The following is a 20,303-nucleotide window of genomic DNA, read 5'->3' on the forward strand; positions in this document are numbered from 1 at the left end:
GGCCTTCTTGCACCCTTCTTGGGAGGGGGCTAAAGCCCTGCCCCGATCTCCAGCTGGGGGTTGGGGCGGCTTCCCTCCGCCTCCGCCTCCCGGGCCTCGATCTTGCCCTTGATGCGCTTTAAGCGGAAGGTGTCCTCCCGCTCCCGCTGCTCCAGGACCTGCTGGATGAAGCGGATCTGGGAGCGGATCCCGGGGATCACCACCTGTTCCAGGGCGTTCACCCGTCGGGTGGTCTTTTTGATCTCCTCCCCGATCTTCTTGAGGCGGGTTTCCGTGTTGGCCACCTGGATCAAGGCCTCGGCGTAGCGGCGGAAGGCACGGGCGGCTTCCAGGGTGTAGGCCGGGGTGCCCACCGGGGAGAGCAAGGCCCCATCGGGGAAGGTGGCCTTGAGCCTCGGCACCTTGCTCCCCCAGACGTTTTCCACCTCCGCCTCCACCTCCTCGAGGGGCCTCACCCCCAAGGCGGCGGCGGAAACACTCTCCGGCCCGTCAAAGGCCTGGGCGAGAAGCAAGGCCCCATAGGCTTCCTGCGCCGCCTGGTTCAGGGCCTTCCGGGCCTCCAAGGCCTCCTTGACCAGCCCGAAGAACTCCGCCACCAAGGCATCCCGCTTCTTCTTGAGGAGGTCCACCCCCTTCTGCGCCAGGCGCATCTGGCCGCGCCGTTGCAGAAGGTTCATGCGGGTGGGGCTCACCTGGCTCATCTACCCTCCTTAGTCCAGGGCTTGGGGAGCACCCCAGATCTCTTCCAGCTTCTGCCCGTAGTACTTGCCGATGTGGTCCTTGGAAATCCGCTTGAGCTCCCCCTGGGGCAGCATGGAAAGAAGCGCCCAGGCGATCTGCAGGCTCTCCTCGATGGAGCGGTTCTGCTGGCCCTGGTTGATGAAGTGCTTCTCGAAGGCGTCGGCGAACTGCAGGTAGCGGCGGTCGTTCTCGGTGAGGGCGTCCTCGCCGATGATGGCCACCAGCTTGCGGATGTCCACCCCGTTGGCGTAGGCGGAGTAAAGCTGGTCGGAAACCTGCTTGTGGTCCTCCCGGGTCTTGCCCTTGCCCACGCCGTTGTTCATAAGCCGGGAGAGGGAGGGCAGGGGGTCGATGGGCGGGTAGATGCCCTTGCGGTGGAGCTCCCGGGAAAGCTGGATCTGCCCCTCGGTGATGTAGCCCGTGAGGTCGGGGATGGGGTGGGTGCGGTCGTCATCGGGCATGGAGAGGATGGGGATCTGGGTGACGGAGCCCTTCTTGCCCACCACCACCCCAGCCCGCTCGTAGATGGTGGCCAGGTCCGTGTACATGTAGCCCGGGTAACCGCGCCGGCCCGGGATCTCCTCGCGGCTCGCCCCGATCTCCCGCAAGGCCTCGCAGTAGTTGGTCATGTCCGTGAGGATGACCAGCACGTGGTAGTCGTGCTCGAAGGCCAAGTACTCGGCCACGGTGAGGGCCATGCGGGGGGTGAGGATGCGCTCGATGGTGGGGTCGTCCGCCTTGTTCAGGAAGAGCACGGAGCGGCTTAAGGCCCCGGTGCGCTCGAACTCCTGGATGAAGTAGGAGAGCTCCCGCTGGGTAATGCCCATGGCGGCGAAGACCACCGCGAAGGGCTCCTCCTTCTCCCCCTCCCCGGAAAGGTCCGGGCGCACCGTGGCCTGACGGGCGATCTGGGCGGCGATCTCGTTGGCGGGAAGGCCCGAGCCCGAGAAGATGGGAAGCTTCTGCCCCCTAACCAGGGTGTTCATCACGTCGATGGTGGAGATGCCCGTCTGGATGAACTCCTCGGGCTTCCTGCGGGCCACGGGGTTCAGGGGAAGGCCCACGATGGGAAGCCGCTTCTCCGGGGTAATGGGGGGCAGGCCGTCGATGGGCTTGCCGATCCCGTTGAAGCGCCGGCCCAGCATCTCCTTGGAAACCCCGAGCCGGGCCACGTCCTCCACCAGGCTCACGCTGGTGGTGGCCAGATCCAGCCCCGTGGTCTCCTCAAACACCTGGATGACCGCATACTCCTCGGAGACCTCGATCACCTGGCCGCCGCGCACCCGGCCCGTGCCGTCCTTGATGTCCACGATGGCACCGTAGGCCAGGTCCTTGGCGTTCTCCACGAAGAGGAGAGGTCCCGAGATGTAGGTGATGCCCGTGTACTCCTTCTTCAAAAGATCCATCCTTCCCTCCCCTAGGCCAAGGCCTTGAAGGCTCCCTCGATCTCCCGCATGGCTTCCTCAAAGTAACGGGGGAAGTCCTGCTCGCTCACGTAGCGGGCCCGGCCGATGCGCTCGATCACCGGGAGCTGCAGGATCTCGTCCACGGTAACCCCCCGCCGGATGGCCGCCTCGGCCTCCTTGTAGAGGCTCAGGATCATCTTCATGATGCCGTAGGCCTTCCCCATGGAGCAGTAGGCGTCGATCTCGTGGAAGGCGTTCTGCTGGAGGAAATCCTCGCGAATGATCCGCCCCACCTCGATGACCAGGCGCTCGGCATCCTGGAGGGCGTCGGGACCCACCAGCTGCACGATCTCCTGCAGGCCCGCTTCCCTCTGCAGGAGCTCGGAGATGGCGTCGCGAAGCTCAGGGTAGTCGGGGGCCACGTGCTCCCGGTACCAGGGGTCTAAGGCCCCGGTGAAGAGGGAGTAGGAGCCATTCCAGTTGATGGCCGGGAAGTGGCGCCGGAAGGCCAAGGAGGCATCCAGCCGCCAGAAGGCCCCCACGATGCGCAGGGTGGACTGGGTCACGGGCTCGGACATGTCGCCGCCGGGAGGGGAAACCGCCCCCACGATGGTGATGGCCCCCTCCTCCCCGTTTAGGGTGATCACCTTGCCGGAGCGCTCGTAGAAGGCGGCCAGGCGGGCAGCCAGGTAAGGGGGGTAGCCTTCCTCGGCGGGCATCTCCTCGAGGCGGCTGGAAATCTCCCGCAGGGCCTCCGCCCAGCGGCTGGTGGAGTCCGCCATGAGGGCCACGGAGAAGCCCTGGTCGCGGAAGTACTCGGCGATGGTGACCCCCACGTAAATGCTGGCCTCGCGGGCGGCCACGGGCATGTTGGAGGTGTTGGCGATGAGCACCGTGCGGTGCATCAAAGGCCCACCCGTCTTGGGGTCGGTGAGCTCAGGGAACTCCACCAAGACGTCGGTCATCTCGTTGCCCCGCTCCCCGCAACCCACGTAAACCACCACGTCGGCGTTGGACCACTTGGCCAGGGCCTGCTGGGTCACAGTCTTGCCGCTACCAAAGGGCCCGGGGATGGCCGCGGTGCCCCCCATGGCCACGGGGAAGAGGACATCCAGGATGCGCATCCCCGTGAGGAAGGGGGTGTTGGGGTCCAGCTTGCGCTGGACGGGGCGGGCCCGACGCACCGGCCAGGTGTGGTACATCTTGAGCTCGGTGCCGTCCTCCAGGACCACCACCGGCTCCTCCACCGTGTACTCCCCGGCGGGCTTCACCTCCTTGACCCGGCCCTTCACATCCGGGGGCACCAGGATCTTGTGGGTGAAGTTGAACTCCGACACGGTGCCGAGGACCATCCCGCCCCGCACCTCATCCCCTGGCTTCACCCTGGGGGTCCAGGCCCACTTCCTCTCCCGGTCCAAGGCGTGGACCACCACGCCCCGGGTGATGTAGATGCCGGTCTTTTCCTGGATACGCTCCAGGGGACGCTGGATGCCGTCGTAGATGCCATTGAGCATCCCCGGGCCCAGCTCCACCGCCAGGGGAAGCCCGGTGGACACCACCGGCTCCCCCACCTTGAGACCGGAGGTGTCCTCGTAGACCTGGACAAAGGCGGTATCCCCGTCCAGGCGGATGATCTCCCCCACCAGACCCTCGTGGCCCACCTTGCAGATGTCGTACATGCGGGCTCCGGTCATGCCCTTGGCAATCACCGCCGGGCCCGCAATCTTCTGGATCACGCCCTGGATCATCGTCCCTCCATTCTACAGCTTGATGTCAAAGCCTATGGTCCTCTTGACCAGCTCCCGCATGTACCCCTCCACATCGGGGTTCTGGAAGGCCTCCTTCAACCCGGCTATGGGTAGGAGCACGGGAAGGTCCTTGCCCCGCATGAGCCGCTCCACCGCCTTTTCCGGCTCGGGCAAAAGCCCCTGGTCCACAGCCACCAGGGCGTACCCCCCGGCCTGGACCAGGTTTTCCAGCCGGGCCCGGACCTCCTCTGCCGAGGTGGCGGCGTAGGCCTCGAGGCCCGCCAGCCTAAACCCCTGCGCCGCCTCGGGGTCGGCGATCACGGCGATCCTCATGAGCAGACCACCTCCTCCTCCACCTGGGCCCGGGGAAGCCCGAAGTAGGCCCGCCTGGCCAGGAGCCTAAGCCGCACGGCCTCCCACTCCCGCTCCTTCACATAGGCCAGCACCAATCCCACGCCCAGGGAGTCGGTGGCTCCCTTCCTGGCCTCCTTGAGCAGGAGGCACCTGAGCCGCCTTTCCAGGGTCTTGAGGTCCCGGGCACCCGCTAAAGGGGCGAAGGGAGTGCCCAAAAGCTCGTCCAATACGGCGTAATCCCCCTCGAGGAGCCGGGCGAAGCGGACCCTGTCCACGAACCGCCCACCCCGTATGAAGACGCTTTCCACCGGCACATCCTGCCCCTGGAGCTTGAAGGCGGTGCGCAGGTTCTCCGCATCCACCTCGAGGGCCAGGTAATCCCTCAAAGCCGTCTCCTCCAGGGCCTTGGAGGCCTTGGCCACCCCTTCAAAGAAGCGCTTGGCCAAAAGGGCCTCGATGCGCGCCAGGTCCTGGGTTTCCCGGAGCACCGACCTTAAGGCCCGGGCCAGGGGATGGCCCGGTACCGAAAGCACCTGGGCCATCCCCGCCGCATCCTGGGCCTCGTAGGCCTGCCGCCAAAGGGCTTCCTTTAAGGTACCCGGGAGAAGCACCACCTCCTCAAAGGGCTTCCCCGTGGCCTTGGCCCGGAGGACGGCCTGGAGGTTGGTGAGATCGTTCCTGAGGAGGAGAAGCCGCACCGCCTCCCGAGCCTCCCCCGTGACCAACCCCGCCAGGTCCCCCACCAACCGGGCCTGGGTGAGGGCAATGGCCCGGTCCACCTCGGGAAGGCCCTGGCCGGCCAGGTCCTGGCCGTAGACGCTCTCGGAAAGCAGGCGCAGGAAATCGGGATAGGAAAGGTCCAAGGCCTCCTGTAAAAAGCTCTCCTTGAGGAGGGTGCTCCTCCTGGCCCGCACCCGGGCGTTTAGGTAGCCGAAGTCGTCCGCCATGTCCTAGCCCCACACCACCTGGGCCACCTTGGAGGAAAGGGCATCCCAGGCCCGTTCCAAACGGCTTAACAAGGCGTTCTCCACCTGGGTCCTGCCCCCCTTGCCGATGGCCCTCACCCCAAGGCGCAAGGCAAGGTCGGCCCTAAGCTCCAGGCCCCGCTCCCGCGCCAGACCCTCGAGGTGCGGAAGATTGTCCGGATGGGAGGTCAGGGCCTCGGGCTCCCCTAAGGCCGCAAGGGCCTCCTCGGCCAGTTTCCGCAACACCTGAGGCCAGTCGGGGCTATCCGGCAAGGCCCTGAGGGCCTCCTCCGCCTTGGCCTTCACCCGCGAGAGCACCTCCCCCTTGGCCTCGGTACGGGCTGTGGCCAGGAGGAGCTCCCCGGCGCTTTCTGCCCGGCGGATGGCGGCCTGCAGGCTGGCCTCGAGGGCCCGCTTTCTGGCGGAAAGCAAGCCCTCCGCCTTGGCCTTGGCCTCGGACTTCAAGGCCTCCGCCTTGGCCTTGGCCTCTTGCAGGACGGCCTGGATCTCCGCCTCCACCTCCTGGCTCAAAATGGCTTCCAGCTTGGACATCTGCCCTCCTTGGAGAAAGGGCCCCACCCTCCACGGGGCAGGGCCCCAAAACCTCTTACAGCTTGCCGTTCAGGATGAAGGCGATGAGAAGGCCGAAGATCACCAGCGTCTCGGGCAAGAGGAGGAAGATCAGGGCGGTACCGAAGTTGCTCCGGTCCTCGGCGATGGCCCCCACGCCCGCCGCACCGATGCGGGCCTGGGCCACGCCGGTGCCCAAAGCCGCCAGGCCTACCGCCAGGCCCATCCCCACGGCGATGAGGCCTCGGTCCAAGCCCCCGGAAGCCGCCGCCTCCTCCGCCGCAAAAGCCAGAGCGCCGAAAACCGCCACCAGAACCGTAACCAGAAGCTTCTTCATCTCTTTCCCTCCCTAAAGCGTCTCGCGGACGCTCTTGAACGGCCGGTAAGGCCTGCCGTTCTCCTCGTAGAAACCGAACTTGGTGAAGAACTCCACCCAGATAAGACGGATGGGCTGGAGCATGTGGCCCAAGGTGGTGAGAAGAAGGATAAGAAGGTGCAACACCGCCGCCACCCCGATGCCCAGAAGTGCGCCCACAAGCCCGATCCGCTCCGCCAGGGCGAAGCCCACATCGGTGAGAAGGCCCGCCAGGATACCCCCAGCAGCCCCCACCGCATAGATACGGATGTGGGAAAGGATGTGCCCCGCCTGGGTGAAGATCTCCGGGATCATGAGCCACATACGGCTCATGAGAACCGCAAGCAAGAAGACGCCAAAGCCCAGGTACATGAGCACGGAAAGCCACCCGGCCTGGAGGTTCCCCAGGTACCCCGCCGCCAGGGCCAAGATGCCCACCAAGCCCCCCAGGTACCCCACGCCCTCCCAAAAGTGGGCCATGTGGCGGTGCTTCAAGCCCAGGTAAGCCCGTAGGGCCAGGCCCCAGAAGACCATGACCACCCCGAAGGCCACGGAAAGGAGGATGAGCAGGTTGGCGGTCTTGGCCGTGTCGATACGGGGGATGAGGATGGGGATGAGGCCAGGATGCTCAGGGGTGCCAAACACCCCCAGGTGCTCCAAAAAGGTGCCGAAGAACTCCCCGTAGACGAAGCCCCAGACCACCGTCCAGAAGACCATCCAGTTAAGGATGTAGACCAGCTTCCCGATGACGGCGGGCTTGAGCCTCAGGGCGAAAAGGTCGATGACCAGAGGCTCATTCCGTTGCACGAACCCGGAGAGCCAACGCCCGAGGAGCAGGAAAAGAAGGGCATACCCTATGTCCCCCACGATCATGCCGAACCAGAAGGGGAAGAAGATGGGCACCACCGGGGTGGGGTCCAGGGAGCCGTACTTGGGAGTGTTGAGGAAGTTCACCAGAAGCTCGAAGGGCTTGACCCAAGGAGGGTTGTCCAGGGCCACGGGCACCCGATCCGCCTCGTGGTGCTCGTCCACCGGCTCAAAGGCGTAGATCACCTGGTCCTTGTGGCGGGCCAAGGCCTCCTCCACCCGGCCCTTGGCCTTCACCGGCACGTAGCCCAAAAGGGCAAAGCCAAACCGGCCTGAGGCCAGTTCCTCCAAGGCCTTAAGCCGGGCCGCCTCGTCCTTGGCCCGGGTCCAGAGGCTTTGCAGGGTGGAGGCTGCCTCCTGGGCCAGCCGGTAAAGGGCCTGGCGCACCTCGGAAAGCTCCTTGGGAGCAGCCTCGGCCCACTCCTTCAACCGGCGGGTGGCCTCGCTGAGGGGAAGATCCCCGTAGTTGCCAGGGAGGCGGAGCTCCGCCACCCCGGCCCGGGAAAGGGCAGCCTTGGCCGCCTCGAGGTCCTTCCGGTGCACCACGAGAAGCCCAGCCACCCCTCTGGAGTAGGGCTCGCTGGCCAGGACGAACCGGTCCTCCAGGGCCTTTTTCAAGGCCTCCTCCACCAGGGGAAGCTCCTTTTCCGTGATCAGAAAGGGTACCACCCGGAAGAAGGGGCTTTGGTCCAAGCCCTGGGCCATGGCGGCAAGCTTCTCCAAGGGTTCCAGGTAAGCCTGGGCCAGGGCAAGCTCCTCCTCCAGCTCCTGCTTCTGCCGGGCGAGGCCCTCAGCGTGAGCCTGGATGGGGGAAAGAGCCTTTTCCGCCGCCTCTAGCCCATCGGGAAAGGGCCTTGCGGGCTCCATCTCCCGGCCCAGGAGGGTGAGGGTATGCTCGGCTCCCGCTGCCACCCCTTCCCAGCGCCTGAGTTCCTCTCGCTCCTCCTGGGAAAGCCTGTACTCGGCAAGCTCCTCCACCCGGAGGGTTTCCAGGTGGACCACCCCCGCTTGTTGGAGGCTGTGGAGAAGCTCCTGGGCCTTGGCCTTAGGCCCGGCCAGAACCAGCTTCTCCATGGGGGCGATCACGGCAAAACCTCCTTCAGAACCAGGGCCACGGCCTCCTCCAACCGGGCCCCTGCTTTCTCCTTCACCGCCTTGGCTTCGGCCTCCGCCTGGGCCCGGTAGCGGGCCAGGATGGCCTCCGTTTCCTTGGCCTCCCGTTCCCGGTACTCGGCCTCCAGGGCCTTAGCCTTGGCCTCGGCCTCCTCCAGGAGGGCCCTGGCCTCCGCCTCGGCCTGCCCCACCAGGACCTCGGCCTCCTTCTTGGCGGCCTCGAGGCGGGCCAGTAGCTCCCTTTCCTTCTCCGCCAGGCTCTTGATAAGTCCCAGGCCTCCCATCGCCCCTCCCTTCGTGAAAAGATGCGCAAACTGCGCCTGCCGGATAGGATACCGGCCTTTGGGGCAAACGTCAACCAACCCCGCTTAAGTATACTTAAGCGATGCGGATTCTCGTCAACGAAAAAGGAGCCCAGCGCCTCCTGGCCCGGCACCTTTGGGTCTTTCGCCGCGATGTGCTTTCGGGCCCCGAGGAGCCGGGCCTTTACCCTGTTTACTGGGGCAAGCGCTTTCTGGCCCTGGCCCTCTTCAACCCCACCAGCGACCTAAGCGTGCGGGCCTACCGCTTCCGACCCGCAAGGGACCCGGCGGAGGCGCTTTTGGACAACCTGGAGAAAGCCTTGGCCCGGCGTCTCCCCGCACTAGAGAAGGAGCCCGAAGGAGGCTTCCGCCTGGCCCACGCCGAAGGGGACTTCCTGCCGGGGCTGGTGGTGGACCACTACGCCGGCCACCTGGTTTTGCAGGCCACCGCCTACGCCTGGGAGGCCCTCTTGCCCCAGGTGGCCGAGAGGCTTAAGCCCCTGGGCAAAAGCCTCCTGGCCAAAAACGACGCCAAGGTCCGTCAGCTGGAGGGCCTGCCCCTATACGTCCGGCCCCTTTTTGGCCAGGTGCCCCCGGAAGCCCTGGTGAAGGAAGGCCAGATCCGCTACCGGGTGGACCTCACCGGGGGCCAAAAGACCGGCGCTTACCTGGACCAGCGGGACAACCGGATCCTTATGGAAAACTTCCGGGGAGAAAGGGCCCTGGACGTGTTCAGCTATGCGGGCAGCTTCGGCCTCCACCTGGCCCTGGGCTTCCAGGAGGTGATCAGCGTGGACAGCTCCGCCGAGGCCCTGAGGCAGGCGGAGGAGAACGCCAGGCTGAATGGGCTTTCCCTGAAAACCGTGGAGGCTAACGCCTTTGACTACCTAAGGGCCTTGGAAAAGGCGGGGGAACGGTTTGACCTGATCGTGCTGGATCCACCCGCCTTCGCCAAGGGGAAAAAGGACCTGGAAAGGGCCTACCGGGCTTACAAGGAGGTGAACCTCCGGGCCATCAAGCTCCTCAAGGAAGGGGGCCTCCTGGCCACCAGTAGCTGTAGCCACCACCTGACCGAGCCCCTCTTCTACCAGATGCTCGCCGAGGCCGCAGAAGGCGCCCACCGCAGCCTGAGGGTAGTGGAGAAACGGGGCCAGGGATGGGACCACCCCATCCTCCTCAACCATCCCGAAACCCACTACCTGAAGTTCGCCCTCTTAGAAGTTCTCTGATCCGGGCCGCCAGGCCCTCGGGATCGGGCACGGGAAGGGGTATCCCCTCCCCGTCTTCCAGGTGGAGGACCAAAGCCCGCCTTCCCCGGGCGAGGGGCCCTGCCGGCCAGTAGACCACCCCCACCTCCCGCACCCCCTCCAGGGGGATCCGGCGGCTGAGACCCAAAGGGGGGTGAAGGCTCAGGTGATCGGGAAAAAGCCTTAGCCGCCAACCCCGCCTAAGCCGCCACCAGGGGTAAAGGAGAACCCAGGCCATCCAGGAAGCTTCCCCCAGGGTAAAACCCAACGCCATAGCCCCTACCCCGGCCCAGAAAACCCAGGGGGAAAGACCCGCAAAGACCACCTCGAGGAGCATCCCCATCCATTATCCCCCAAGGCCACCCCGGGATAGACTAAGGGGGTGGAGAAGGATCTGTTGGAAGCCCTGGGCCCGCACCTGGTCTGGCGGATCGGCCGGGCGGAGGAGGAGGAGGTCCTGGTGGTGCGGGTGGGCCTGGCCTCGGCCACGCCCCGCTTCCGGGAACTGCCCAGGCTCTTGAACATCCCGGACGCCGAGGTGGCCCGCCTGGCCAAGGAGGGCCGGGTGCGGGTGGAGTGGGTGGAAGGATGAAGGCCAGGCTGCACCTCCTCCTCCACCTCCTCAACGGCCATCCCTCCCAGGGTTTACCCCTGGAACTCCGGCTGGAAGGAAACGAGGTCCGTGGGGTCTTCCGGCAGGAAAACCCCGTGCTGGGGGAGGTGGCCCTTCCCTTCGCCTCGAGGCTTAGAGGAGAGAACCTCGAGGCCAAGCTCCTCCCTCCACCTTCCCTTAAGGTGGAGGGGCGGGTACTTTCGGGCACGAAGGGGCTGGAGCTGGAACTGGAGCTCAGTTTGGTCCTCCCCGAGGGACAGACCTGGGGGGAGCGAGCCTTTGCCCGCATCCTGGAACTCCTCTTCTATAAAAGCCTAGAGCGGTCCCTTTCCCAACTGCCCTCCTCTCCGGTATAGTGCCTCTTAAAGGAGGTGCCTATGCTGGAGATCCGGTACCTGGGCCACTCGGCGGTCTGGCTTTCCGACGGCAAGACCAAGGTGGTCATCGATCCCTTCCTCACCGGGAACCCCGTGGCCCCGGTGGGGGTGGGGGAGGTGCAGGCGGACCTCATCCTGGTTACCCACGCCCACGGGGACCACTTCGGCGACGCCGTGGCCCTGTCCAAGAAGGGAGGCACGGTGGTTTCCACCTTTGAGATCGCCACCTATGCGGAGAAGCACGGGGCCAAGGCGGTGCCCATGAACATCGGAGGCACCTACCGCTTCTCCGGGGGCTGGCTCAAATGGTTCCCCGCCTGGCACTCCTCCAGCTTCCCCGACGGCACCTACGGGGGCATGCCCATGGGGGTGGTGGTGGAACTTGGCGGCAAGCGCATCTACCATGCCGGGGACACCGCCCTCTTCTCCGATATGCGCCTCATCGGAGAGCTGGACCTGAACTTGGCCTTCCTGCCCATCGGCGACCACTTCACCATGGGACCGGAAGACGCCCTAAAGGCCCTGGAGCTCGTAAAACCCAAGCGGGTGGTGCCCATCCACTACAACACCTTCCCCCCTATCCGTCAGGACGGGGACGCCTTCGCCGAGAGGGCCAAGGAAAAGGGCGTGGAGGGCCATGCCCTGAAACCGGGAGGGGTGTTGGTCCTTGACTAGCCTGAAGCGCAAGGACTTCCGCCTCCAGATGCTCCTGGGCCTGGGGCAGACCGCCCAGGTTTACCTGGCGGAGGCTCCGGGCGGGCAAAAGGTAGCCCTCAAGCTTCCCCGGAAGGAGGTAAGGGAGGATCCCAGGCTTGCCGAGCGGTTTGCCCGGGAGGTTTCCCTTAGCCTTTCCCTGAGGCACCCCCACCTGGTGCAGGGGCTTTACGGGGTGCCCTTTGGCGAGGAGGCCTTTTTGGCCCTGGAGTACCTGGAGGAAGGCACCCTGGAGGAACGCCTCCTCAAGGGTCCCCTGAGCCAGGAGGAGGCCACGCAGGCGCTTTTGCAGGTGGGGCAAGCCTTGCTCTTCCTGCACGAAAAGGGCTTCCTCCACCAGGATGTGAAGCCTTCCAACGTGTTCGTGGGGGAAGGGATCTACAAGCTGGGGGACCTGGGCACCGTGCGCCCCATGGCGGAGGCTTCCTGGGAGTATGCGGGAAGCCCCCACTACCTGGCCCCCGAGCTCTTCCTGGGGGCCAAGCCCAGCCCCAAAAGCGACGCCTACAGCTTTGGGGTGATGGCTTACGAGCTCCTCACGGGGCGGCGCCCTTTTCGCGGGGAAACCCTAGAGGACCTTAGAAACGCCCACCTCCTTCTTCCTCCCCCTCCCACCTCCTTGCCTTCCCGGCTGGACAAAGCCTTGAGGCGCCTAATGGCCAAGAGGCCGGAGGAACGGCTGGAGCTCAAAGTCTTTCTGGAGTTTTTGCAAAATTCGGAGGGCCCTAAGACCGAGGAAACCCCGCCCAAGCGCAAAGGATTCCCTTTCTGGAGGAAGTAGATGGAACCCATCTGGTACCCAAAGCCCGAGGAGGCCCAGGCCACGAGGCTTTTCCAGTTCATGGAGGCCCTGGGCTTTCAAGACTACGAGGCCTTTTACCGCTACAGCGTGGGGGAGCTCGAGGATTTTTACGGGCAGTTTTTCACCTACCTTGGGATACCCTGGCGCAAACCCTACGAGCGGGCCATAGAAGGTGGGTTTCCCCTTCCCCGCTTCTTCGTGGGGGGACGGCTCAACCTGGCGGAGGCAGCCCTCAGCCACGAGCCCTCTGCCTTAGCCCTCATCCACGAAACCGAGGAGGGTGGGGTACGCACCCTCACCTACGGGGAGCTTTTAAAAGAAGTGGAGCAGGTAGCGGCAGGGCTTCGGGCCCTGGGGGTGGAGCGGGGGGACCGGGTGGGCCTGTGGTTCCCCATGGGCCTCGAGGCGGCCATCCTCCTCCTGGCCACCTCCTGGCTTGGGGCCATCGCCATCCCCATCTTCTCCGGCTACGCCGCCGAGGCGGCGGCAGTGCGGCTCAAGGACGCCAAGGCCAAGCTCCTGGCGGTGCAAGATGGCTTCCACCGGCGAGGAAGAAGGGTGGAACTCCTCCTCGAGGCCCGCAAGGCCCAGGCCCTGGCGGAAACCCCCCGTCTTCTGGTGGTGCGGAGGCTGGGCCTTCCCCTGGAAGCCGGGGAGGTGGACTACGAATCCTTAAGGGGCGAGCCCTTCCCCCCGGAGGAGATGGAGAGCATGGACCCCTTCATGCTCATCTACACCTCCGGCACCACGGGCCGACCCAAGGGCACCGTGCACTACCATGCGGGATTTCCCCTTAAGGCTGCTCTGGATCTGGCCCTTCTCTTTGACCTCAGGGAGGGGGACCGGCTTTTCTGGTTCACCGACCTGGGCTGGATGATGGGCCCCTGGGCCATCCTGGGAGGGCTGATCCTGGGGGCCACGGTGTTCCTCTACGACGGCGCCCCCGACCACCCCGGACCGGAGCGGCTTTGGCGAATGGTGGAGGCCCACCGCCTCACCCACCTGGGCCTCTCCCCCACCCTGGTGCGGGCCCTGATTCCTCTGGGGGAGGAGCCCATCCGGGCCCACAACCTCAGCTCCCTCCGGGTCCTCGGCTCCACCGGGGAGCCCTGGAACCTCGAGCCCTACCTCTGGTTCTTCCGGGCGGTGGGAGAGGAAAAGAGACCCATCGTGAACTACTCGGGGGGAACAGAGGTCTCCGGCGGCATCCTGGGCAATGTTCTGGTCAAACCCATCAAGCCCATGGGCTTCAACACCGCCGTTCCCGGGATGGCCGCGGCGGTGCTGGACCAGGAGGGGAAACCCGTGGTGGGCCAGGCGGGGGAGCTTGCGGTGCTTAGGCCTTGGCCCGGCATGACCAAGGGGTTCTGGCAGGACAAGGCCCGCTACCTGGACACCTATTTCTCCCGTGTCCCCGGGGTTTGGATTCACGGGGACCTGGCCCTTCTGGATGAGGAAGGCCACTTCTTCATCCTGGGCCGGAGCGACGACACCCTTAAGGTGGCGGGCAAACGGGTGGGGCCTGCCGAGGTGGAAACCGCCGCCATCGCCCACCCCGCCCTCAAGGAGTGCGCCGCCATCGGGGTACCCCATCCGGTAAAGGGGGAGGCCATTGTGCTCTTCGCCGTGCTGAAGCCCGGCTATTCCCCGGGCCCCGAGCTGGCCCAGGCGGTGGCCGACCGGGTGGCGGAAGCCCTGGGCAAACCCTTAAGGCCGGAAAGGGTTCTCTTCGTCCCTGACCTGCCCAAAACCCGCAACGCCAAGGTGATGCGCCGGGTGGTGCGGGCCGCCTACCTGGGCCAGGATCCCGGCGACCTTTCCGCCCTGGAAAACCCCGAGGCGGTGGAGGCCATCCGCCAGGCGGGAAGCTGAAGCCATGCGCCTTCTCGGAGCGCTCCTCGCCCTGGGGCTGGCCCTGGCCGCCCCCTTGGAGGAAGCCCGCACCCACTATGGGGCAGGGCGGATGGAGGTTGTCCTGGAAACCCTAAAGCCCCTCCTCGAGGGCCATGACCCCCCCGAGGAAGCCCTCCTCCTTTCGGGGTTCGCCCAGTACCGTCTGGGCCAACTTTCCGAAGCGCTCCTCCTCTTCAGCCGTCTGGTGGGCACCTTGAAGGGGGGTCCGGAAGCCCTTTACGGCTTCGGCCTCGCCCTCAGGGCCTTGGGCGATTTGGAAGGAGCCCGGAGCGCCTTGGACTGGGCCCTGCGCCAGGGCTACCGGGAGGCGGAGGATATCCTAACGAGCCTTCCCCCACCCCCTCCCCCGGCCCCCAAGGCCCGCAAAACCCCACCCCCCTTCCGGGCGGAAAAGGGACGGTTCTGGATTGGGGATACCCCTTTCCAGGTCCGGGGGGTCAACCTGGGGGTGGCCCTGCCCGGGCGCTTTCCCGCGGAGTTCCCGGAGGAGGAGGCCCTGTACCGGGCTTGGCTGGAACTGCTCTCCGCCATGGGGGCCAACGCGGTGCGCACCTACACCCTCCTGCCCCCCGCCTTCTACCGGGCCCTCGAGGGGCACAATCGGCTGCACAAGGACCGCCCCCTTTACCTCTTCCAAGGGGTGTGGACGGAGCTCCCTGAGGACGAGGGGTATGGGGACTGGGAAGGCCCCTTCCTGGAGAAGTTCCTCCTGGAGGGGCGCGAGGTCTTGGACGCCCTCCACGGCAACCTCCGCCGTCCCCCCCGCCCAGGGCACGCCCACGGGGACTACACCGCGGACGTCTCCCCCTGGGTCTTGGGCCTCTTGGTGGGGCGGGAGTTTGAACCCTACTCGGTGGAGGCCTACAACCAGCGCCACCCGGGGCGCACCTACCGGGGAAGGTTCCTCGAGGCCTCCCCGGGGGCCAGCCCTTTTGAGGCCTATTTGGCCGAGGTCCTAGACCGCCTCGCCACCTACGAGTGGGAGGCCTACGGCACGGTACGCCCCCTCTCCGTGAGCAACTGGCCCACCCTGGACCCCCTCTTCCACCCCACGGAAAGCACGCGGGCAGAGGAAGCCGCGCTCCGGCGTGCCCGGGGAGAACGTGTGCCCGAGGACGGGGTTAAGGAACTGAACAACGACCAAGTCAGCCTGGACATGGCCCTCATCCGCCCCCGTCCGGGAAGCCCCGTGACCACCTTCGCCAACTACCACGCCTACCCTTACTATCCGGACTTCATGAACCTGGACCCGCGGTACCGGGAGGCCCAAGGCCCTTTTGGTCCTTCCAACTACTTCGGCTACCTCCTGGACCTCAAAGCCCACCACAAGGATCAGCCTGTGCTGATCGGCGAGATCGGCCTCCCCAGCAGCCGGGGTATCGCCCACTTCCAGCCCCAGGGTCTGCACCACGGGGGCCACTCGGAAGAGGCGCAAGCGGAGGGCGTAGCCCGCCTGGTGGCGGAGATCGAGGCCGCGGGACTGGCGGGGAGCCTGGTCTTTGCCCTACTAGACGAGTGGTTTAAGCGCAACTGGCTCTTTATGGACTGGGAAGCGCCGGAGAGCGACCCCTTCTGGCACAACCTCCTGGACCCCGAGGAGAACTACGGCCTCCTGGCGGCCACCGCCCAAGGGGGCTTTCGCCTGGACGGAAAGGGGGAGAAGTGGGAAGGGGTGCCCTTCCTCCTGCGGGAGGAGGGCCGCTTCCTCAAGGCCCACGCCGACCCCGAGTACCTCTGGCTCCTCTACCGCGGGCCCCTCCCCTTGCGGCTCTACCTGGACACCGTCCCCGGGGGGGTACCGGTGGCGGAGGGCTTCGGGGCGGAGTTTTACGTGGAGATCGGTCCCGAGGAGGGAAGGCTCCTCATCGAGGCGGGCTACTACCCCTTCCGGGAGCTGGACCATGGCCTGCCGGGAACGGAGTTCCTCCTCTTCCGCGGGCCCAGCAAGCCCGGGGATGGCCCCTTCGTACCCTTCCTCCTTGAGCCCAACCGCCGCCGCACGGGCCGGGACGGGACCGACTACCCCCGGAGGGTCTACGAGCTGGGCCAGCTGCGGCGAGGGCAGGACCCGGAAGGGGCCCGGGATCCCACCGCGGACTACGCCCTGGGGGAGGAAGGGCTTTTGGAGCTCCGTATCCCCTGGGGGATGATCCTCATCAGCGCCCCCAACCAGCGCCTGGCCTGGTACGCCCCCGAACCCGTGCCCATAGGGGGCATCGGCCTCCTCTTGGCGGGCGCCCCGCCCCTTCGCTTTAGCTGGCCCACCTGGGAAGCGCCCCCGTTCGCCCTTAGGCTCAAGCCCCTTTACTTCCGCCTGCAGGACCTCTGGCGAGGAGGGCCCTAAGGGGCAGGCCCATGACCCACCCCGAGGCGGCAAAGAGGAGGAGGCCCAAGCCTCCTCCCACACCCAGGGGCAATAGGGCGGACAGGGGGGCCCAGGCCACCAGGAACTCGGCAAGAACTAGGCCAGGCACGGCGGCCAGCAACCCGGCCAGAAAGGCCCGCGCAAGGAACCCGGGGAGAAACCCCAGCCGCACCCCCTCCCTGGCGAGAAGGCGGAGGTAGAGGAAAAGCCCCAAATACCCCGCCAGGGCCGTGGCCAAGTTCAGGAGGAAAAGGCCCGCCTCCCGCAGGAGCCAGTACCCCAGGGTGTTGGCGAGGAAGACCAGGGCGCTGGCAAGCACCGCCTCCCGTACCCGACCCAGGGCGTAAAGGCCCCGCAGGAGAAGGGTGTTCACCCCCCAGGGAAACACGGCCAAGCCCATGGCGGCAAGCACCTGGGCGCTGTAGTGGCGGTTTTCCGGGCTTAAGGGTCCAAAGAGGCCAAAGAGAAGGATCACCACATAAGGCGCCAGGCCCGTGAGGAGCCCTCCCAGAAGGGCCAAGAGCAGGGAAAGCCGCCGCAGGGGCCCCTCGAGGAACCGGGCCAGCTCCTCGCCCTTAAGGGCGCTCATCCGGGGGAAAAGGGCGATGGCGGGCGAGGTGGCGAAAAGCCCCAGGACCATCTGGAAGACCACCTCGGCGTTGTAGAACCCCGTTACCGCCGCCGGGGGGTAGCGGGTGAGGATGTGGGTCAGGACCAGGTTGAGAAACTGGCGCAAGGAGGTGGTGAAGGCGAAGGGCCCCATCCGGAGCAGGGCCGGGGCAAAGGCCCGGTGCCAGCGCCACTCCAAGGCATAGCCCTTGAGGAAGGGAATCTGCACCAGGGCCTGGACCAGCCCTCCCAGGGCCACGGAAAGCCCCAGGAAGGTGGGGTCCCCGGGGAAGAGGGCCATGAAGCCGATGGCCACCAGGTTGAAGGCGATGGGTCCCAGGGCGTAGGGCAGGAAGCGCTCCTCCGCCTGAAGAAGAGCGGAGAAGAGGGCAGCCATGGAGATGCCCAGGAGAAAGGGCAAGAGAAGCCGGGTGAGGTAGACCACCTGCCCCAAGGCCTCCCCCTGCCGGAGGTGGCTTTCCTGGGCCACCAGCAGGTTCACCACCCAGGGAGCCAAGAGATAACCCAGGCCCAGGACCAAGAGGTTCACCCCGAAGAGAAACGCCCCAAAGCGCCGGGCAAAGGACCGGGCCTCCTCCTCGGGCAGGTTCTTCAGGAGGGGGATGAGGGCGTTTTGCACCGCCCCCTCGGCCAAAAGCTCCCGGAGGAGGTTCGGCACCCGGTAGGCCACGTTGAAGGCATCCTTGAGGGCATCGGGGTACAGGGCGTTGAAGACCGCCTGGCGCACCAGGCCCAAGACCCTCGAGGCCAGGGTGCCCCCCATGACCAGGAGGACCTTACGCAGCATTCCCCTCCAGCACCTCCTGGAAGACGTCCAAGAAGTTTGCCTGGTTGACCACCGTGAGCCCATGAAGGGCGGAAAGCTCCTTGGCGCGGGCCTTGTCCATACCCAAGATCACCAGGAAGCTTTCCCTGGCGGAAAGCCCTAGGACCTTTTTCAGCCCCGCATACTTGGCGATATGGGCCTGGAAGTCCCCCGTCTTGGCCTCAAACCAGAAGAAGCGCTCCCCCACCCTGAGGAGCACATCCAGCTCCATGGTGTCCCCGTTGGGCAGGGTGACCTGGTAGCCCACCGCCACCTCGTGGGCCAGGTTCCGCGAGCGAAGAAACCGGCGAAGCCGTTCCGCCACGTACCGCTCCAGCCAGCCCCCGGTGAGGAAGTTCTGCACCCATCCTTCCGTGCTGGCCTTGGCCCGGATGCGACGCTCCTCGCTCTTGTAGTGGTACGAGGTGAGGAGGGCGTACTGCTTCAGCATGGTGCAGAACTGGGTGGAGTTGGCGATCTCCTCCTGGGAGGCCTCGGAAAGGGAAAGCTCAAACTGGCGCTTGGTGGAAAGGCTTTGCTTAAGGCGCTCGTAAAGCTTTTCCAGGCTGGGGTAGCGGTCCCCCAGGAACAGGGCCAGGCGCGTCAGGACCTTCTCCTTCTCCTCCGCTTGCTTACGCAAATCTGTTTGCCCTTCGGGCAAAGCATCTTCCTGGGGCTTCTTCACCACCTGGATGCCCAGGCCCTTCAGCCATTCCTCCAGCGAAGGTGCCTTTTTCGCCCTCGAGGGCTCCTGCACACGGCTGGACGAGGCGGGAACCGCCCCAGTCTTCCCCCCCTCCCCCTCCCCGGGCTCCCTCAAAAGCCGCCAGATCTCCCGGGTCAGGGCCAGGAAACGGGTGCGCACGGGATCCTCCACTCCTTCCAGACCCGGCGGGGTAAGGCCTGAGCGCAGGGTATCCAAAAGCCAGGCCTCCAAAGCTTCCTGCAGACTCTCCCGGGCGGCCTCGAGGTGAGGAGCTTCCACGCGCAGGCCCAGCTCGGGAAGCTCGGCCACAAAACGGCCAGGGCCCAGGAGGTCGTAACGGGCCTGGGCCATGGACTTTTCCAAATAGCGGGTGAGAACGCCCACGAAGCTAAGCATATCAAGGGTTAAAGGTTAAGCCCCGGGAAACCCGGGGCCCCTCTGGTGCCGGGGACGGGACTCGAACCCGTACGGGGGTAACCCCCCAGCGGATTTTAAGTCCGCAGCGTCTACCGTTCCGCCACCCCGGCGGGCGCCTTCCATGCTACTAAAGGGGAACGTCTCCGCCAAGCCTTAGGGTGAGGTCCGCCCCCAAAACCGCCTCCCCCGATATGCGGTAGGGCACCCCCAGGGCCTCCCCCAAGGCCTGGGCCAGGAGACCGGGCCCGTTTTCCAACACTTCCGTGCGGGAAGGAGGCAGGTCCACCGGGTGGAGGATCACCCTCAGCCCCAGCTCCCTTAGCCTCGTGCGGGCTTTTTCCACCAGGGCCTCCTGCCCGGGTCCATAGACCAGGGCCACCAGCCGCCCCCTAAGATCCCCCTTCTCCCCCAGCGTCTCCCCATCAAAGTACACCGCCAAAAGCTGCCGCAGGGCCTCCTGGTCCACGTTCCACCCCCCTCCCCCGAAGTTTCCCGGCAAAAGGAGGCTTACCAGGTGGGGCTGCTTCATGGCGAAGCCCAGGATGGCTCCCTTTTCCTCGCGGGGAAGGTCGGTTTGGAAGTAGGGCTCCACCGCCGCCACCACACGGGGCAGGCGGAGTAACCCGGAAGGGGAAAGTACCTGCTCCTTCAGGGCGTGAAAGAAAGCCTGCTGGCGCTGGATCCGCCCGATATCCCCCAGGGCATCCTTGCGGAAACGCAGGTAACCCTCCACCTGCTCCCCGTTCAGCACCTGGCACCCCGGCTTTAAATCAATGTCCAAGCCCGCGGCGGTGTCCCGGTAGCGCATGGGCTTTTCCACGCAGACCCTAACCCCCCCTAAGGCGTCCACCCCCCGGCGCAGGGCTTCCGTGCTCACCACCACGTACCGGTCCGCCTGCACCCCGGTGATGCGGGCCACAGCCTCCTTCATCAGGTCCGGGCCCCCTAGGGGGCTTGCCGCATTCACCTTGTGCCAGCCGTAACCGGGGAGGTTCACCCAAACGTCCCGGGGAATGGAAAGGACCACCACCCGACCTGCCCCAGGGTCCAGGCGCACCAGGAGGATGGTGTCGGCCAGGCCCCGGAAGCGCTCCGGAGCCCTTCGGTGGTAGCCGGAGTACTCGGGGCTGGAGCCGTAAACCAGCACCGTGAGGGGGGCCTTCAACCCCTCGGGGGCTGGCAGGGCCCCGTGCCGCACCACGGGGCCCAGAAGGGGGTAGGCCCAGAAGGCCAGGCCCAGAAGGACAAGCCCCAGGAAAAGAAGGAGGTACCGCCGCACGAAGGCCTAGTTT

20 protein-coding genes and 1 tRNA gene are annotated in these 20,303 nt (G+C 66.0%); 7 read left to right on the top strand and 14 right to left on the bottom strand.

What is annotated here, in order from left to right; all coding sequences use genetic code 11:
- Window positions 1-29: 29 nt before the first annotated feature.
- The 9 genes from atpD to C2847_RS00860 are packed head-to-tail and all read right to left on the bottom strand — an operon-like array spanning window position 30 to window position 8,403.
- A complete protein-coding gene (atpD, locus tag C2847_RS00820) occupies window positions 30-701 on the bottom strand; it encodes a V-type ATP synthase subunit D (RefSeq protein ID WP_105316600.1) in 672 nt (223 codons plus the stop codon).
- Between the two features lie 9 nt (window positions 702-710).
- Window positions 711-2,147 carry a V-type ATP synthase subunit B gene (locus tag C2847_RS00825; protein ID WP_019550082.1) on the bottom strand — a complete coding sequence of 479 codons (1,437 nt, stop codon included), beginning with the start codon at window positions 2,145-2,147 and terminating at the stop codon, window positions 711-713.
- Window positions 2,148-2,158: 11 nt separating this feature from the next.
- Window positions 2,159-3,895, bottom strand: a complete 1,737-nt coding sequence (locus C2847_RS00830) for a V-type ATP synthase subunit A (protein WP_105316601.1) — start codon at window positions 3,893-3,895, stop codon at window positions 2,159-2,161.
- 12 nt (window positions 3,896-3,907) lie between these two features.
- On the bottom strand, window positions 3,908-4,222 hold the full coding sequence (atpF, locus tag C2847_RS00835) for a V-type ATP synthase subunit F (RefSeq protein ID WP_208619917.1): 315 nt from the start codon (window positions 4,220-4,222) through the stop codon (window positions 3,908-3,910).
- A 2-nt stretch (window positions 4,223-4,224) separates the two neighbouring features.
- On the bottom strand, window positions 4,225-5,196 hold the full coding sequence (locus C2847_RS00840) for a V-type ATPase subunit (RefSeq protein WP_105316603.1): 972 nt from the start codon (window positions 5,194-5,196) through the stop codon (window positions 4,225-4,227).
- Between the two features lie 3 nt (window positions 5,197-5,199).
- Window positions 5,200-5,766, bottom strand: coding sequence for a V-type ATP synthase subunit E (locus C2847_RS00845; protein WP_105316604.1), 567 nt, complete (start codon window positions 5,764-5,766; stop codon window positions 5,200-5,202).
- Window positions 5,767-5,821: 55 nt separating this feature from the next.
- On the bottom strand, window positions 5,822-6,121 hold the full coding sequence (locus C2847_RS00850; RefSeq protein WP_038029369.1) for an ATP synthase subunit K: 300 nt from the start codon (window positions 6,119-6,121) through the stop codon (window positions 5,822-5,824).
- A 12-nt stretch (window positions 6,122-6,133) separates the two neighbouring features.
- A complete protein-coding gene (locus tag C2847_RS00855) occupies window positions 6,134-8,092 on the bottom strand; it encodes a V-type ATP synthase subunit I (RefSeq protein ID WP_105316605.1) in 1,959 nt (652 codons plus the stop codon).
- Window positions 8,089-8,403, bottom strand: coding sequence for a V-type ATPase subunit subunit G family protein (locus C2847_RS00860; RefSeq protein ID WP_105316606.1), 315 nt, complete (start codon window positions 8,401-8,403; stop codon window positions 8,089-8,091). Before C2847_RS00860 ends, C2847_RS00855 begins: the two co-directional genes overlap by 4 nt.
- A gap of 101 nt (window positions 8,404-8,504) precedes the next feature.
- Between C2847_RS00860 and C2847_RS00865 the strand changes: the two genes are divergently transcribed.
- Complete coding sequence (locus C2847_RS00865; RefSeq protein WP_105316607.1) at window positions 8,505-9,650, top strand: 23S rRNA (cytosine(1962)-C(5))-methyltransferase; 1,146 nt, start codon at window positions 8,505-8,507, stop codon at window positions 9,648-9,650.
- Here the strand turns inward: C2847_RS00865 and C2847_RS00870 are convergent.
- Window positions 9,598-10,005 (bottom strand): hypothetical protein, encoded by a 408-nt coding sequence (locus tag C2847_RS00870; protein WP_105316608.1) that lies wholly within the window; start codon window positions 10,003-10,005, stop codon window positions 9,598-9,600. The two genes, C2847_RS00865 and C2847_RS00870, sit on opposite strands and share 53 nt — an antisense overlap.
- Before the next feature lie 45 nt (window positions 10,006-10,050).
- Here C2847_RS00870 and C2847_RS00875 point away from each other — a divergent pair, with 45 nt between their 5' ends.
- From C2847_RS00875 to C2847_RS00900, 6 genes are read left to right on the top strand one after another with little or no spacing between them, the layout of a single operon-like run.
- Window positions 10,051-10,260 carry a DUF3248 domain-containing protein gene (locus C2847_RS00875; RefSeq protein ID WP_105316609.1) on the top strand — a complete coding sequence of 70 codons (210 nt, stop codon included), beginning with the start codon at window positions 10,051-10,053 and terminating at the stop codon, window positions 10,258-10,260.
- Entirely contained in the window at window positions 10,257-10,637 is a 381-nt protein-coding gene (locus C2847_RS00880) for a DUF3809 family protein (protein ID WP_105316610.1), read from the top strand. Before C2847_RS00875 ends, C2847_RS00880 begins: the two co-directional genes overlap by 4 nt.
- A gap of 21 nt (window positions 10,638-10,658) precedes the next feature.
- On the top strand, window positions 10,659-11,333 hold the full coding sequence (locus C2847_RS00885) for a metal-dependent hydrolase (protein ID WP_105316611.1): 675 nt from the start codon (window positions 10,659-10,661) through the stop codon (window positions 11,331-11,333).
- Window positions 11,326-12,153, top strand: coding sequence for a serine/threonine-protein kinase (locus tag C2847_RS00890; RefSeq protein WP_105316612.1), 828 nt, complete (start codon window positions 11,326-11,328; stop codon window positions 12,151-12,153). Before C2847_RS00885 ends, C2847_RS00890 begins: the two co-directional genes overlap by 8 nt.
- Entirely contained in the window at window positions 12,154-14,046 is a 1,893-nt protein-coding gene (locus tag C2847_RS00895; RefSeq protein ID WP_105316613.1) for an AMP-binding protein, read from the top strand.
- Between the two features lie 4 nt (window positions 14,047-14,050).
- Complete coding sequence (locus tag C2847_RS00900; protein WP_105316614.1) at window positions 14,051-16,432, top strand: tetratricopeptide repeat protein; 2,382 nt, start codon at window positions 14,051-14,053, stop codon at window positions 16,430-16,432.
- Here the strand turns inward: C2847_RS00900 and murJ are convergent.
- From murJ to C2847_RS00920, 4 genes are all read right to left on the bottom strand, one after another.
- Window positions 16,383-17,870, bottom strand: a complete 1,488-nt coding sequence (gene murJ / locus C2847_RS00905) for a murein biosynthesis integral membrane protein MurJ (RefSeq protein ID WP_105316615.1) — start codon at window positions 17,868-17,870, stop codon at window positions 16,383-16,385. The two genes, C2847_RS00900 and murJ, sit on opposite strands and share 50 nt — an antisense overlap.
- The gene (locus C2847_RS00910) at window positions 17,860-18,990 is read right to left on the bottom strand and encodes a PDDEXK family nuclease (protein ID WP_105316616.1); all 1,131 of its coding nucleotides are present in this window, start codon (window positions 18,988-18,990) and stop codon (window positions 17,860-17,862) included. The genes murJ and C2847_RS00910 overlap by 11 nt, the downstream gene beginning before the upstream one ends.
- Window positions 18,991-19,033: 43 nt before the next feature.
- A tRNA-Leu gene (locus C2847_RS00915) sits at window positions 19,034-19,121 on the bottom strand.
- A gap of 17 nt (window positions 19,122-19,138) precedes the next feature.
- Window positions 19,139-20,290 carry an LCP family protein gene (locus C2847_RS00920; protein ID WP_105316617.1) on the bottom strand — a complete coding sequence of 384 codons (1,152 nt, stop codon included), beginning with the start codon at window positions 20,288-20,290 and terminating at the stop codon, window positions 19,139-19,141.
- Between the last annotated feature and the right edge of the window lie 13 nt (window positions 20,291-20,303).

Origin of the sequence: Thermus tenuipuniceus (genome assembly GCF_002964845.1) — a bacterium.
Taxonomy (GTDB): Bacteria; Deinococcota; Deinococci; order Deinococcales; family Thermaceae; genus Thermus; species Thermus tenuipuniceus.

Bases quoted from the DNA above. Each gene is read 5' to 3' on its own strand.
- atpD (WP_105316600.1), bottom strand. From the start codon at position 701: ATGAGCCAGGTGAGCCCCACCCGCATGAACCTTCTGCAACGGCGCGGC.
- C2847_RS00825 (WP_019550082.1), bottom strand. From the start codon at position 2,147: ATGGATCTTTTGAAGAAGGAGTACACGGGCATCACCTACATCTCGGGA.
- C2847_RS00830 (WP_105316601.1), bottom strand. From the start codon at position 3,895: ATGATCCAGGGCGTGATCCAGAAGATTGCGGGCCCGGCGGTGATTGCC.
- C2847_RS00840 (WP_105316603.1), bottom strand. From the start codon at position 5,196: ATGGCGGACGACTTCGGCTACCTAAACGCCCGGGTGCGGGCCAGGAGG.
- C2847_RS00845 (WP_105316604.1), bottom strand. From the start codon at position 5,766: ATGTCCAAGCTGGAAGCCATTTTGAGCCAGGAGGTGGAGGCGGAGATC.
- C2847_RS00850 (WP_038029369.1), bottom strand. From the start codon at position 6,121: ATGAAGAAGCTTCTGGTTACGGTTCTGGTGGCGGTTTTCGGCGCTCTG.
- C2847_RS00860 (WP_105316606.1), bottom strand. From the start codon at position 8,403: ATGGGAGGCCTGGGACTTATCAAGAGCCTGGCGGAGAAGGAAAGGGAG.
- C2847_RS00865 (WP_105316607.1), top strand. From the start codon at position 8,505: ATGCGGATTCTCGTCAACGAAAAAGGAGCCCAGCGCCTCCTGGCCCGG.
- C2847_RS00870 (WP_105316608.1), bottom strand. From the start codon at position 10,005: ATGCTCCTCGAGGTGGTCTTTGCGGGTCTTTCCCCCTGGGTTTTCTGG.
- C2847_RS00880 (WP_105316610.1), top strand. From the start codon at position 10,257: ATGAAGGCCAGGCTGCACCTCCTCCTCCACCTCCTCAACGGCCATCCC.
- C2847_RS00885 (WP_105316611.1), top strand. From the start codon at position 10,659: ATGCTGGAGATCCGGTACCTGGGCCACTCGGCGGTCTGGCTTTCCGAC.
- C2847_RS00895 (WP_105316613.1), top strand. From the start codon at position 12,154: ATGGAACCCATCTGGTACCCAAAGCCCGAGGAGGCCCAGGCCACGAGG.
- C2847_RS00900 (WP_105316614.1), top strand. From the start codon at position 14,051: ATGCGCCTTCTCGGAGCGCTCCTCGCCCTGGGGCTGGCCCTGGCCGCC.
- murJ (WP_105316615.1), bottom strand. From the start codon at position 17,870: ATGCTGCGTAAGGTCCTCCTGGTCATGGGGGGCACCCTGGCCTCGAGG.
- C2847_RS00910 (WP_105316616.1), bottom strand. From the start codon at position 18,990: ATGCTTAGCTTCGTGGGCGTTCTCACCCGCTATTTGGAAAAGTCCATG.